Origin of the sequence: Serratia sp. K-E0102, assembly GCF_029962625.1 — a bacterium.
In the GTDB taxonomy this organism is placed as follows: Bacteria; Pseudomonadota; Gammaproteobacteria; order Enterobacterales; family Enterobacteriaceae; genus Serratia; species Serratia sarumanii.
In genome coordinates this window covers 2749070-2762673 of the sequence record NZ_CP124754.1, presented here as the reverse complement: position 1 = coordinate 2762673, position 13604 = coordinate 2749070, and the positions used below count along the sequence as shown (strand labels likewise).

Here is a 13604-nt window from a genome sequence, read left to right as displayed (position 1 = left end):
TTGTTTCAAGCATGGTAGGCAAAGGACAGAGCCGCCTCGATACCGGCACGCTGGGCTGGACGGACATCCACAACCAGGCGGACTACAGCGCAACGCACAGCGGCGGCAGCTTTAGCACCGGCGGGCCGGTGGTCAAGGATCTGCTGACCAACATGGCCGGCGGCATGCTGTCGGGCGCCAACCACAGCGGGCACGCCGAGGGCACGACGAAGGCCGGGGTTAGCGAAGGTACGCTGATAGTCCGCGACACCGGCAAACAGCAGCAGGATGTGGCGCAGCTGAACTGGGATACCGAGCATGCCAACGACGGCAGCATCAGCACGATATTCAACAAGGAGAAGGAGCAGAACCGGCTCAAACAGGCGCAGTTGATTGGGGAGATTGGCGGCCAGGCGATGGATGTCATTCCCGCACGCAGGGAGATATCGCCGGGCTGAAGGCGCAGAAAGACCCGGCGGCGCTGGCGCAGGCCAGGGAACAACTTGAGAAGAGCGGCAAACCGACGAACGATGCGGCGGTGATGCAGCGGGCATACGACAACGCGATGCGGCAATACGGCACCGGCAGCGACCTGCAGAAGGCGGCGCAGGCGGTAACGGGGGCGCTGACGGCACTGGCGGGCAATAACCTGGCGGGCGCGCTGGCGAGCGGCGCCTCGCCGTATCTGGCGACGGAAATCAAGAAACTGACCACCAATCCGCTGACCGGTGAAGTCGACGTTGCTGCCAACACAATGGCGCACGCTGTACTGGGGGCGGTGACGGCGCAGTTGAACAACCAGTCGGCCACGGCAGGGGGACTGGGCGCGGGGGGCGGTGAACTGGCGGCGCGCTACATTGCCGGGCAGCTGTTCCCGGGCAAAACGAAAGAGCAGCTGAGCGAAAGCGAGAAGCAGCAGGTGAGCGCGCTGAGCCAGTTGGCCGCAGGGCTTGCAGGCGGGCTGGCGACGGGAGATACTGCGGGAGCGGTGACCGGCGGGCAGGCTGGGAAGAATGCGGTGGAGAATAACTATCTGAGCAATCAACAGCGCTCAGATAGAGATAAAGAGTTTGATGCTTGTAAAGGCAATGTGTCCTGTCAATTGCAAGTGGGTGCCAAATGGGATGCTATCAGTCTGGGGCAAGATACCGCTTACAGTGCAGGCATGTTAGTTGGTGTTCCTCAAGGGCTCTACGACTCTGTCGAGAGTTTATCGAAATCCATCAGTGATCCTGCTGCGGCTTATGATGCAATCAAGCAACTGATATCGAGCGATGACATCTTTAGCACAATGTCGGATGCCGTTAAGCAAAACTACATTGATCGCATCAACTTGATGGAGTCGGAGTACCAGAAAGCTGGCGCAAGTGGTGCGTATAACGCGGGTGTTGAAGCCGGTAAACTAGTGTCTGATCTGATTGGTGCTGTTGCAGGTGGCGTTGGTGTTGCAAAAGTGGGGACAGCTCTCACAGAGAAAATTGCAGCAAAAGTGGTTGGCAAAATTGACTCACCAAATCTTAAAACACCATCTGGTAACCCTAATAGTTCAAGTGCTATTACTGATGTTGAGGCAGGCGGGTATTCTTACTATGACCAATTCAAGAATGCTAATGGGGGATGGGATTGGCCTAAGAATTTGGGATTTGAAGGTGATCCTGTCAAAACTACAATCCCAGTAGGTACTCGTTTGGATAGATATGGAGAGCCCAATGGTTCTTTCCTTGCACCGAAAGGGACACCTTACGAACAACGGGCCCTTGCGCCTGGTGCTAAAGCTGAAAAATATTATGAGTATGAGGTAATAAAACCTTTGCCTGCAATACAAGGAGAAATTGCTCCTGCTTTTGGTCAGCCAGGTGGAGGTGTCCAAATATTACCCAACATGCAAGAACGAGTAAATGTTGACTGGCTGGTGAAAAATGGATATCTACGGGAGATAAAGTAATATGCTGCTCTCTTTTTCTGAAATACAAAGAAAAATTAATGACCTAGGGGCGAGTGTCGGGATTCCTGCAAGTGATTTGCACATTTTTTCATCATCACCTGGTGATGGTAGGCCACATATTTCCTATGATGGTGGTTTGTACAATTATGTATATGCAGAGAGAGGGGTAGAGTTTTTTAGAAAAACAACGAGTTCAAAAGATGAGCTGTTTTATTGGATTATGTCTGACTTCATTTATAAAGTAGCCTTTCAATATGAACTGGAAAATCGTGTTGAGAACAGAGATGGGCGGCGAATTGCGTTCAATAAAGTACTTGATCTTATGGGGATTATTAGTGATGAGTGGAGATTAAAGGCTCAGCATGAAATTGATGATATCCTCACTAAAAATCCGTATATAGATACTTTAAATTAAAGTAACAAAATCCCGGCCAATTCCGCCGACTAAAGTCGGCGGTAGTTGAGCCCGCGACTCCGCTTTTAGTTGACTAACAGTGCTGGTAGATAGACCGGCATCGACTTCGTCTAGCAAAGCAGCGAGCGCTTCGTGGAGGTCACCAGCAATGTCAGTCAGTTACAGTGGTAGAGAAATGACTCTATTTGATGAATGTAAAGAAGCTCTCAGTGCTGATTTCGAAGTGCTTGAAGGTCAGAGAGAGAAGGATGCTCTTGATGTTTTGTATAAATATCCCTTTGCTAATGGGAACTTACTATGGTCTGAATTTAAGTATTCCGATTATGAAGATATAAATGATCTTGTATCTGATAATTATAATAAAAGTTATGATGTGTTCGTTTTTGTGGATGATATTAACATTCCTATTTTTAGAGCTAACCTAATGTTGGTTGCTGAAAATATTTATGATGTTACAGCTTTGTCTCCTAAAATGTTCATTTTTAATAACGAATTGATATTGCAGCCTCTATTTCCAACGGAGATAATCCGTCTAGGTATAAAGGATTAGCAGTATATTATAGCCCGGCCTTGGTGCAGGGCTCTTTTTACTCGTCAGTACCTGAAGCGGCCTGATAAAAATTACCCTAATGGAAATATGGGCACCGCTCATGCAGAAATAGGTGTGATTCAGCAAGCCTTTGATAAAGGAATGACTCAAGGGCGTGAAATGGCGATGAGTGTAGCTGGTAAGGAAGTATGTAACTACTGTCTGAGTGATGTAAGAACTATGGCAGAAAAGGCCGGATTAAAGTCACTGACGATATACGAAGAAGCAACTGGTAACGTTCTTTTTTGGCAGCAAGGGATGAAAAAAATAGAGAACCGAGGGCCGGCAAAATGATGAATTATGAACTTTCGTGTCTATTGGCTGGTGAGAAATATGCCAGAAATGAGTCCCCTTTATGGCCCGATGTGCTCGATTTTTTAAATCTTTTGAAGAATAGTAGTGGTAGTGTAAATATTAGGATCATTAATGCTCCAGAAGTTGGGCCTGAAAGACTCAGTGTTGAGGCAGAGAATGGCTTTTATCTGGTGACTTTGCTTGAATATGATGAGTCTGGGAGCGATGTAAGGTCTATATGGGATCAAACTTCTTCTTCTGGGGAAAATGTCATGATTCTTGGTAATTACTGGCCGAAGCGGCAGCTTACTAAGGACTTTGATCTTGTTGTCAGGATCTTTAAAGAGTTCTTTGATACAGGCAATGTTTCAATGGATCTTCTGAATTAAAACAGTAACCCCGGTCTTGACCGGGGTTGTGCTTCTAATCTCTAAATCCTCCCACTTCTCGCCGCCGCAACCGGATCACACCGGGCGCAGCAGAGACCTCCAGGTGTTCCGCCTCGGTGATCCCGGGCTGACTTAGCCAGTCGCCAGCGATAACCTGCTCGCCGTTCTCTCGCGCCTGGTCGGCCCCCAAATCTTGCCGCTGTTGGCTGGCCTGGCAGAGTTCGCGCCAGGTGGTCTTATCGGTGACGGTGGTGATCCAGAGTATGTGATGCTGAAACGTCAGTTGTCATGAGGACCGGGGTAAACTCGAGTGTAGTGATCGCGTCTGCTGAGGCGAAAAACGCCGCCGCCGGCTTGCTGCTGGGAGACAGAGGTGCAGCACAAGGCGCCACCAACATTTGAAACATTAAAAGATGGTCAAAAAACAGGCAGTGCGCACATGGTGATAACTCAATGAAAGGTGAGCTTAAATCTTTAGGTGTTTACTCAGCAGAATTCACTCCAGAAACTTATCAACCTGATGAGATTGATTGTTTTGGATTATGGGTCAACTTATGTATCGGTCCTGAAAATGAGGTCGGAGGGCATGATTATCAAGTGTTAATTTGCACTCCTGAATGGCTTTGTAAGAATCGCTGGGTGCCTGAGCTGATACGTCATACTCTGTTGGTTCGAAAGTACGATCTTGATGAGATCACCAAAACCATCACGGATTATATTGACCAGTGTGAAGGTAGTGACTGGATGGAGATTGCTCAGAAACTCTCTCGTGTTTTTGCTTGGGAATATGAGGATTACCAACCATAAGCAAAATCCGATGTTAGTGAGGGAGCGCTGATAGTCCGCGACACCGGCAAACAGCAGCTGAACCGGGATACCGAGCATGCCAACGACGGCAGCATCAGCCCGATATTCAACAAGGAGAAGGAGCAAAACCGGCTCAAGCAGGCGCAGCTTATCGGCGAGATTGGCGGCCAGGCGATGGACGTGATTCGCACGCAGGGCGATATCGCCGGGCTGAAGGCGCAGGCCAGGGAGCAGCTTGAGAAGAGCGGTAAACCGACGAACGATGCGGCGGTGATGCAGCGGGCATACGACAACACGATGCGGCAATACGGCACCGGCAGCGACCTGCAGAAGGCGGCGCAGGCGGTGACGGGGGCGCTGACGGCGCTGGCGGGCAATAACCTGGCAAGCGGCGCCTCGCCGTACCTGGCGACGGAAATCAAGAAGCGGGTCGGTGAAGACAATATTCCTAGGGGCGACATCTTCAGACAAACTGTCGTCCGTTAACGGCCCAACCCCTTAAGCAGCGCACTGCTCAAGAGGCCGGCCGTTTCTCCTAACGGCGAGACTCAGCCGCGGCCGGTCTCCTCCCGCAGCGCGGCGCTGACCTCATGCGTCGTCGGCTGTTCGGAGCGCAACGCCCGGCGGATCGCGAAGAAGGCGGCGATCAGCATGGTCACCGCCACCAGCATAAAGAACCCGCACAGCGCGGCGTTGATTTGGTTGCTGAATACGATGGTTTCCATGTCTTTCAGCGATTTGGCCGGCGCAATGATCGTGCCTTGCTCGATGCCGGTGGAAAATTTCTTCGCCTGCGCCAGGAAGCCGATGCTCGGTTTCTCATGGAAGATCTTCTGCCAGCCGGCGGTCATGGAGGTGACGAACAGCCAGGCGGTCGGCAGAATGGTGACCCAGGCGTAACGCTGTTTTTTCATCTTGAACAGCACCACGGTGCCGAGGATCAGCGCCATTGACGCCAGCATCTGGTTGCCGATGCCGAACAGCGGCCACAGGGTATTGATGCCGCCCAGCGGATCGACCACGCCCTGATACACGAAGAAGCCCCAGCCGGCCACCGCCACCGTGGTGCCCGCCAGGTTGCCGAACCACGAACGGTTGTTGGCCAGCTGCGGTACCGCCACGCCCACCAGATCCTGCACCATAAAGCGGCAGGCGCGGGTGCCGGCGTCGACGGCGGTCAGAATGAACAGCGCTTCGAACAGAATGGCGAAGTGGTACCAGAAGGCCATCATCGCCCGGCTGTTGAACACCTCGCTGATGATGTGTGCCATGCCCACGGCGAAGGTCGGGGCGCCGCCGGCGCGCGACAGGATGGAGTTCTCACCCACCTCTTTGGCGATCAGCGCCAGCGTTTCCGGCGTGACGATAAAGCCCCAGCTGTTGATGACCTGCGAAGCATTTTCCACCGTGGTGCCGATTAGCGCCGCCGGTGAGTTCATGGCGAAGTAAACCCCCGGATCCAGCACCGAGGCGCAGATCAGCGCCATGATGGCGACGAAAGACTCCATCAACATGGCGCCGTAACCGATAAAGCGGATGTGGCTTTCGCGCTCCACCAACTTGGGCGTAGTGCCGCTGGAGACCAGCGCGTGGAAGCCGGAAATGGCGCCGCAGGCGATGGTGATGAACAGGAACGGGAACAGGGCGCCGGCGAACACCGGGCCGCTGCCGTCGATGAAGCGCGAGACCGCCGGCATTTTCATCTCCGGCATGGCGAAGACGATGCCGATGGCCAGGCCGATGATGACGCCGATTTTCATAAAGGTGGAAAGGTAGTCGCGCGGCGCCAGCAGCAGCCACACCGGCAGCACCGAAGCGACGAAGCCGTAGATCACCAGCACCCAGGTCAGGGTGGTGCCGTGCAGCGTGAAGAACGGCCCCCAGTAGGGATCTTGCGCCACGTTGCCGCCGTAAATGATCGCCAGCAGCATCAGCACGAAGCCGATCACCGAAATTTCAGCGATTTTGCCCGGCCGGATAAAACGCATGTAGATGCCCATGAACAGCGCGATCGGGATGGTGGCGGCGATGGTGAACAGCCCCCAGGGGCTGTCGGCCAGCGCTTTTACCACCACCAGCGCCAGCGCCGACAGGATGATGATCATCACCCCCAGCGCGCCGAGCATGGTGATCACCCCGGCGAAGGCGCCCAACTCTTGCTTGGCCATTTCCCCCAGCGAACGCCCGTCGCGGCGCGTGGAAATGAACAGCACCAGGAAATCCTGCACCGCGCCGGCCAGCATGACGCCGACCAGGATCCAGATGGTCCCCGGCAGGAAGCCCATCTGCGCGGCCAGAATCGGCCCCACCAGCGGCCCGGCGCCGGCGATGGCGGCGAAGTGGTGGCCGAACAGCACCCATTTGTTGGTGGGCACATAGTCCAGGCCGTCGTTGCGGCGTTCGGCCGGGGTCAGACGGCGGTCGTCCAGTTCAAAGACCTTGTCGGCAATAAACCGGCTGTAGAAGCGGTAGGCGATGCTGTAGCAGGCGACGGCGGCGACCACCAGCCAGACGGCGTTGACGTGTTCGCCGCGGCTGAGCGCCAGCATGGCGAAGGCGAAGGCGCCGACCAACGCCACCAGCAGCCAGATAAGTCCGGACCTGATGTTTTTCATGAAACAACTCCTTGGCGTACAGAGGTAAAAATCGACGTTGTTATTTGGAATGACGTTTTAACAGTAGAAGTTTTGCCGCTGAACCGCGGCAGGTCGGATGAGAAATGTGAAGCAGGTGGGGTTTTAGTGTAAAAACAAAGTGATGAAACAGCGTTGGCGCAGGCTGCCGCCCACAGAATCCCGGGCAGTTATTCATTCTGCATTTTCGCGGCGCGTACAGCGAATCATTGTCGTTTTTTATCTGGATACGGCGTCTGGCGGATTATTATTTTATCTGTCGAGGCGAGCCGAAATAAAATTATTCATGCCGTGTTATACCTTTATTTTCACCCCCAGGTTTATTCATTCACCAAATAAATAATAAAATCACGAAAGGAATGTAATTATGATAAATAAAATCATCGAAGGGTATTTACCGCAGCTCACGGCTATTCGGCACGATATTCATCAGCACCCCGAATTGGGTTTCGAAGAGTTTCGTACCAGCGATCTGGTCGCGGATTATCTGAGTTCGTGGGGTTATGAGGTGCACCGCGGATTGGCGGGCACCGGCGTGGTGGGCACGCTGCGGGCGGGCGACGGCGTGAAAAGCCTCGGGCTGCGCGCCGATATGGATGCCTTGCCGATCGAGGAGAACACCGGCAAACCCTGGAGCAGCAGCGTGGCCAACCGCATGCACGCCTGCGGCCATGACGGCCATACCACCATGCTGCTCGGCGCCGCCCGTTACCTGGCGCATACGCGCAACTTCAACGGCACGCTGCACCTGATTTTCCAACCGGCGGAAGAGATGCTGAACGGCGGCGCGCGCATGGTGGAACAGGGGCTGTTCGAGCGCTTCCCCTGCGACGCCATCTTCGCCATGCACAACATGCCGGGCATGCCGCTCGGTGAGTTCTTCTTCCAGCACGGCCCGTTTATGGCCTCGATGGATCAGTTCAACGTGCGGGTGCAGGGGCGTGGCGGCCACGGAGCCATCCCGCAGCTGACGATCGATCCGGTGCTGGTGGCCTCGCATATCACCGTTTCCCTGCAGAGCATCGTCTCGCGCAATATCGATCCGCTGGAAGCGGCGGTGATCACCGTCGGCAGCATCAAGGCCGGTGAGGCGGCCAACGTGATCCCGGACAGCGCGGAGATGAAGCTCAGCGTGCGCTCGCTGGATCGCCAGGCGCGCGCAACCTTGCTGGCGCGCATTCCGGCGCTGATCGAGGCGCAGGCGGCAAGCTTCGGCGCTCACGCGGTGGTGGAACATGTTAACGGCACGCCGGTGCTGATCAACGACGAAGGGATGACCCGTTTCGCCCACCGCGTGGCGGAACAGCAGTTCGGCGCCGCCCGCGTGCACTATGGCGCCCGGCCGCTGATGGGCAGCGAAGATTTCGCCTTCATGCTCGATGCGCACCCGCAGGGCTGTTACCTGATCATCGGCAACGGCGATGGCGAAGGCAGCTGCATGGTGCATAACCCGGGATATGACTTTAACGACGGCTGTCTGGCGGCCGGCAGCCATTATTGGGCAGCGTTGGCGGAAGCGTATTTAAAATAAACGCGAAAAATAATAACAGGGAAGATAATGATGAGTGAAAATACGGCTGAAACTCAAACGGCAATAATATCGGCTCCGAACGCCAGCGGCAAAAAGGTCATATTCGCCGCCTCTTTCGGTAATGCGCTGGAGTTTTTCGACTTCGGTATTTATAACTTCTTCGTTATTTACATCAGCGTATTGTTCTTTCCACCGTCCAGCGATCCGCATTTGGCATTGCTGTTGGCGTTCGCGACGTTTGGCGTCAGCTTCTTCATGCGGCCGCTGGGCGGCATTCTGATTGGCGCCTATGCCGATCGCTGCGGCCGCAAACCGGCGATGATCCTGACGATTTCCTTGATGAGCCTGGGCACGGCGATGATCGGCTTTGCGCCGACCTACGCCAGCGCCGGCTACTGGGGAACCGTCACCTTGGTAGCGGCGCGCCTGATCCAGGGCGTGGCGGCGGGCGGCGAAGTAGGGGCGTCGATGTCGTTGCTGGTGGAGTCGGCGCCGCCCAACCGGCGCGGCTTCTATTCCAGCTGGTCGTTGGCGACGCAGGGCATCGCCACCGTGGTTGGCGGCGTCACCGCGCTGGCGCTCAGCGCGGCCTTGCCGGTGCTTTCCGGCGAGCCGAACGCCATGGCCGAGTGGGGATGGCGTATTCCTTTCTTTATCGGCGTGGCGTTGGCGCCGCTCGGTTGCTGGCTGCGTCTCGGGCTGGAGAGCGATCGGCCGTCGGTGCCGCGGGCGCACGAGCCACCCGCGCAGTTGCGCAAGCACTCGCGGGCGGTGGTGCTCGGCGTGATGCTGACCATCGGCGCCACCGTCGCCACTTACATCTCGATGTATTATCTCGGCACCTACGCGGTGAAATACTTGGGGATGGCGCAGGCCTACGGCTATGCCGCGATGCTGCTGGCGGGGCTTGTCACCTTCGGCGGCAGCCTGCTGGTCGGGCACTGGTGCGATCGTTACGGCCGCCTGCCGCTGATCCGTTGGTCGCGGATCGCGATTCTGATCGTGGCCCTGCCGGCGTTTTGGTGGCTGAGCGCGGTGCCGCATCCGGCGGTGCTGTTGCTGATTGTCGCGCTGCTGGTCGGGTTGACCACGCTCGGTTCGGTGCCGACCATGCTGATGATTTCGGAGCTGTTCCCGCAGCGCATTCGCGCTTTGGGGTTTGCGTTGGTCTACAGCCTCGGGGTGGCGATCTTCGGCGGTTTTGCCCAGTACATCGCCTCGCAGTCGATCGCGCTGAGCGGCTCGCTGCTGGCGCCCGCCGTCTATTTGATGCTGGCGACGCTGGCTTCGCTGGCGGTACTGCCGCTGCTGCGCGAAACCGGCGGCGAGCCGCTGCGCTAGCCGGAATGAGGCGAAAAAAAACGCCGGCGGTTTTCACCGTCGGCGTTTGGCGCTGCTACCGTTTCAGGTTGGCGTTCAGGCCGCAGGGCGGGCGATCACGCTGCGGGTTTCCATGCGCACTTCGGCGATGGTGACCTGCAAGGTGTCGCTCTGGCGGTAAACCACTTCACCCTTGATCTGCACGGTGCCGGTTTCCTGGCTGCACTGCATCTCGTCGCGCACCGCGTGAATAAACGGCGCCGGAATGAAGGCAACCGCGCCGTTGTCCAGCAGGCGCACGCGCAGGCCGCCGCGGGTCACGTCGATGATCTCGGCGTTGAAGCGGGTATCGGTACCGGCCTTGTCCTGCAGGAAGCGAGCGTACAACCAGTCGCCGACGTCGCGCTCCGCCATGCGGTTGAGGCGGCGGCGCTCCGCCAGCTGTACCGTCACGTCATCCTGCGGTTTTTCCGCCGGCTGCTGGTTGATGATCGCCTTCAGCAGGCGATGGTTGACCATATCGCCGTACTTACGGATCGGCGATGTCCAGGTGGCGTAAGCCTCCAGCCCCAGACCGAAGTGTGGCCCCGGCGTGGTGCTGATCTCCGCGAAGGTCTGGAAGCGGCGGATGCGGCTGTCGAGGAACTGGGTCGGCTGCGCGTCCAGGTGGCGGCGCAGTTCGCAGAAACCGTCGAGGGTCAGCAGCTTGTCGGCTTCGGCTTCCACGCCGTTGGCCTGCAATACGGTGACCGCTTGCTCGACCAGCGCAGGATCGAAACCGGTGTGCACGTTGTACACGCCGAAGCCCAGGCGATCGCGCAGCACGATGGCGGCGCAGACGTTGGCGGCGATCATGCACTCTTCAACGATGCGGTTAGCGCTGCGGCGCTGCTCGGTAACGATCTCCAGCACGTCGCCTTTTTCACCCAGCACGAAGCGGTAGTCCGGGCGATCTTTAAACACCAGCGCATGCTGGTGGCGCCAGGCGTTGCGCGCGTCGCAAACGCGTTTCAGCAGGGCTACCTGCTGTGCGATGGCGTCGCTCGGCGGCTGCCAGCCGGCAATGCCTTCCAGCCAGTCGGACACTTCGTCGTATACCAGCTTGGCTTTGGATTCGATCTCGGCGGCGAAGAACTGAATATCTTCGCCCAGCGCGCCGTCGGCGGCGATGGTCACGCGGCAAGCCAGCACCTGGCGGCGCTCGTTAGGGCGCAGCGAGCACAGGTTGTCCGACAGATCGCGCGGCAACATCGGGATGTTGAAGCCAGGCAGGTAGTTGGTGAAGGCGCGCACGCGGGCGATATCGTCCAGCTTGCTGCCTTGTTCGACGTAGGCGGTCGGATCGGCGATGGCGATGGTCAACTGCAGTGAACCGTCGCCGTTGTCGGTCACGTACAGCGCATCGTCCATGTCTTCGGTGCTGGCGCTGTCGATGGTGACGAATTCGAGCGCGGTCAGATCTTCACGCGCCGACGCGGCGGCCGGCTTGCTGAGAGCCAGCATCTCCGGCGCCTCTTTTTCCAGGTTGTGACGCGCCAGCGTCACCCACCACGGGGCGAAATGGTCTTCACCGTTGGTGATAAACTGGGTCAGATCGGCGTTGAAGCCGCGATCGCCTTTCAGCGGATGACGGCGCATTTCCGCCACCGCCCAGTCGCCGGCCTGGAAGTTGTGGGTCAATTCACGCACCGGGCGGCACGGAATCGCCTCTTTCAGCAACGGATGATCGGGCACGATGGACAGACGGTCGTCGCGCTTTTGCACGCGGCCGACAAAGCGCGACAGGAACGGCTCGACCAGGGTTTCCGGCTCGGCGATTTCGCGCTCTTTCTCGGTGTGCAGGGTGGCGATAATGCGATCCCCGTGCATGACTTTCTTCATGTACGGCGGCGGAATGAAGTAACTTTTTTGACCGTCTACTTCAAGAAAGCCAAAGCCTTTCTCAGTCCCTTTCACGACGCCTTCAACGCGCGGGGTTTGAGAGTGAAGTTGCTGTTTAAGCTGCGCCAGCAGCGGGTTATCTTGAAACATATCGTCCAGTGAATGGGTTGTGAGTGGCAAGATTTGCGGCTGACAGTTTTACGCGAATCACCCGCTGCGAGCAAGCCTAACGTCACTGAACCCCGCGTTGCCGCGCGATTTTGCGCAAGATTGGTCAATCGAAACGCTATCGATGAAAAACCCCGGCGCGAGGGCCGGGGTGGAGGGCGGGTGACCGTCAGTCTTGCAGCGGCGTCGGCTGCAGGATTTCAATCCAGTAATCGTCCGGATCGCGAATGAACGCCACGTAGTTCATGCGGCCTTCATGCAGGCGTTTCTGGAAGGTGACGCCGAGGCGCTCAAACCGCTCGCAGGCGGCGCGCACGTCCGGCACCGTGACGCACAGGTGGCCAAAGCCGCGTGGCTCGCCGTTGCCGTTGTGATAGTGGAAATCCGCCTGATTTTCGGTGCCGTGGTTATGGGTCAGCTCGAGAATTCCTGGCTGGCTCAGCGCCCAGCGCTTGCGTTCGTCGTCGTCCTGCGGGATCTGTTCACGCGGGCTGCGCGTCAGGTAGCAGATGGTGAAGGCGGCTTCTTCGAACGTTTCCAGATAAACCGGGGTAAAGCCCAGCACGCGGGTGTAGAAATCCAGCGCCTTGGTCAGATCCTTCACGCGGATCATGGTGTGGTTGAACACGTAACCGTCGGTTACCGCATCCGGTTGGGCCGCCACGCCGGGCAGCGTCAGTAGGTCATTCAGTGGCATCAGAGATCCTCCTCAGGGTGTCGGCAGACTGTAGGTGAAATCGATGCTAATCTAAAGTGATTGTTTTTAACTAAAACACTAACTAAAAGTGAATGATAGATGAAGCTGAGCCAGCTGAAGTTTTTCTGCACCGTGGTGGAACATAAAACCATCGCCGCCGCCGCGCGCGAGCTGCACTGCGTGCCTTCCAACGTCACGCTGCGGCTGCGCGAGCTGGAGGAGTCGCTGGGCGGCGAGCTGTTTTTCCGCGACAAGAACCGGCTGTACGTCAATCCCAAAGGGCGGCTGTTCTACCAGCAGGCGCGCGACATTGTGGCGCAGGCGGAGCGCAGCAAGCAGCTGTTCGCCGGCGAGCACCAACATGGGCTGCTGAACCTCGGGGCGCTGGATTTCTCGCTGGTCAGCCATTTGCCGGTGCGCATTGCCCGGCTGCGCCGTTTACAGCCTCATCTGCACATCAACGTGCTGAGCCGCGACTCGCTGGTGCTGGAACGCATGTTGATCGACAGCGATCTCGATCTGGCGATCACCGACGGCCCGATAGAACATCCGCTGCTGGCCAGCCAAAAGGCATTCGACGAACGGCTGGTATTGCTGATGCCGGCCGATGCCGGGGAACCCGACGCCGCCACGCTGTCGCCGCTGGAGTTTTACACCTTCAGCCGCGAATGTTCGTTTCGCCTGAAGGTCGATCACTGGCTGGCCTCGCGCGGGCTGAAACCGCGCATGACGCTGGAAATGGAGTCTTATGCCGCGATGGCGGCCTGCGTGCAGGCCGGTTGTGGCGTCGCCTGCGTACCCGGTTCGTTGCTGCCGCTGATCTTGCCGGCGCCGGGGCTGAAGGTGGTGGAAATGGGTGAGGAGGGGGTGAGCGACCTGTATTTCGTCTGGCGACGGCATCAGCTGTCCGACGAGTTGCAGACCATCCTGGCGATATTGGCGCGCCCGGGGTGAAC

The 13604-nt window shown here is 57.4% G+C and carries 14 protein-coding genes; 11 read left to right on the top strand and 3 right to left on the bottom strand.

Annotated features, from left to right (window positions below):
• Positions 1-11: 11 nt before the first annotated feature.
• The 8 genes from SSARUM2_RS13245 to SSARUM2_RS13205 all read left to right on the top strand — a co-directional run bounded on the left by SSARUM2_RS13245 (position 12) and on the right by SSARUM2_RS13205 (position 4904).
• Complete coding sequence (locus SSARUM2_RS13245; protein ID WP_060438595.1) at positions 12-437, top strand: hypothetical protein; 426 nt, start codon at positions 12-14, stop codon at positions 435-437.
• A gap of 83 nt (positions 438-520) precedes the next feature.
• The gene (locus SSARUM2_RS13240) at positions 521-1924 is read left to right on the top strand and encodes a glycohydrolase toxin TNT-related protein (RefSeq protein ID WP_060438596.1); all 1404 of its coding nucleotides are present in this window, start codon (positions 521-523) and stop codon (positions 1922-1924) included.
• Between the two features lies 1 nt (position 1925).
• Positions 1926-2339, top strand: coding sequence for an Imm63 family immunity protein (locus tag SSARUM2_RS13235; RefSeq protein ID WP_060421284.1), 414 nt, complete (start codon positions 1926-1928; stop codon positions 2337-2339).
• A gap of 175 nt (positions 2340-2514) precedes the next feature.
• Positions 2515-2889, top strand: a complete 375-nt coding sequence (locus tag SSARUM2_RS13230; protein ID WP_060438597.1) for a hypothetical protein — start codon at positions 2515-2517, stop codon at positions 2887-2889.
• Positions 2890-2976: 87 nt separating this feature from the next.
• Complete coding sequence (locus SSARUM2_RS13225) at positions 2977-3222, top strand: hypothetical protein (protein ID WP_060452609.1); 246 nt, start codon at positions 2977-2979, stop codon at positions 3220-3222.
• Positions 3219-3611 carry a hypothetical protein gene (locus SSARUM2_RS13220; protein ID WP_125460731.1) on the top strand — a complete coding sequence of 131 codons (393 nt, stop codon included), beginning with the start codon at positions 3219-3221 and terminating at the stop codon, positions 3609-3611. Before SSARUM2_RS13225 ends, SSARUM2_RS13220 begins: the two co-directional genes overlap by 4 nt.
• A 453-nt stretch (positions 3612-4064) precedes the next feature.
• Entirely contained in the window at positions 4065-4418 is a 354-nt protein-coding gene (locus SSARUM2_RS13210) for an immunity 8 family protein (RefSeq protein WP_072008382.1), read from the top strand.
• Positions 4419-4592: 174 nt separating this feature from the next.
• Positions 4593-4904, top strand: a complete 312-nt coding sequence (locus tag SSARUM2_RS13205; protein WP_060438598.1) for a hypothetical protein — start codon at positions 4593-4595, stop codon at positions 4902-4904.
• 62 nt (positions 4905-4966) lie between these two features.
• Here SSARUM2_RS13205 and SSARUM2_RS13200 read toward each other — a convergent pair whose 3' ends face one another.
• Positions 4967-7033, bottom strand: coding sequence for a carbon starvation CstA family protein (locus tag SSARUM2_RS13200; protein ID WP_033653036.1), 2067 nt, complete (start codon positions 7031-7033; stop codon positions 4967-4969).
• A gap of 385 nt (positions 7034-7418) precedes the next feature.
• On the opposite strand from SSARUM2_RS13200, the gene SSARUM2_RS13195 reads away from it, so the two are divergent.
• Together SSARUM2_RS13195 and SSARUM2_RS13190 are read left to right on the top strand one after the other, a co-directional pair.
• Positions 7419-8582: a M20 aminoacylase family protein gene (locus tag SSARUM2_RS13195; RefSeq protein ID WP_060452611.1), complete on the top strand. Its 1164-nt coding sequence runs from the start codon at positions 7419-7421 to the stop codon at positions 8580-8582.
• 30 nt (positions 8583-8612) lie between these two features.
• Complete coding sequence (locus SSARUM2_RS13190; RefSeq protein ID WP_039565906.1) at positions 8613-9923, top strand: MFS transporter; 1311 nt, start codon at positions 8613-8615, stop codon at positions 9921-9923.
• A 75-nt stretch (positions 9924-9998) separates the two neighbouring features.
• Here SSARUM2_RS13190 and SSARUM2_RS13185 read toward each other — a convergent pair whose 3' ends face one another.
• Both SSARUM2_RS13185 and gloA read right to left on the bottom strand, forming a co-directional pair.
• Positions 9999-11933, bottom strand: a complete 1935-nt coding sequence (locus SSARUM2_RS13185) for an exoribonuclease II (protein WP_060452612.1) — start codon at positions 11931-11933, stop codon at positions 9999-10001.
• 187 nt (positions 11934-12120) lie between these two features.
• Positions 12121-12648: a lactoylglutathione lyase gene (gloA, locus tag SSARUM2_RS13180; RefSeq protein WP_004930603.1), complete on the bottom strand. Its 528-nt coding sequence runs from the start codon at positions 12646-12648 to the stop codon at positions 12121-12123.
• A gap of 99 nt (positions 12649-12747) precedes the next feature.
• Here gloA and SSARUM2_RS13175 point away from each other — a divergent pair, with 99 nt between their 5' ends.
• A complete protein-coding gene (locus tag SSARUM2_RS13175) occupies positions 12748-13602 on the top strand; it encodes a LysR family transcriptional regulator (RefSeq protein WP_060430338.1) in 855 nt (284 codons plus the stop codon).
• Positions 13603-13604: the final 2 nt, after the last annotated feature.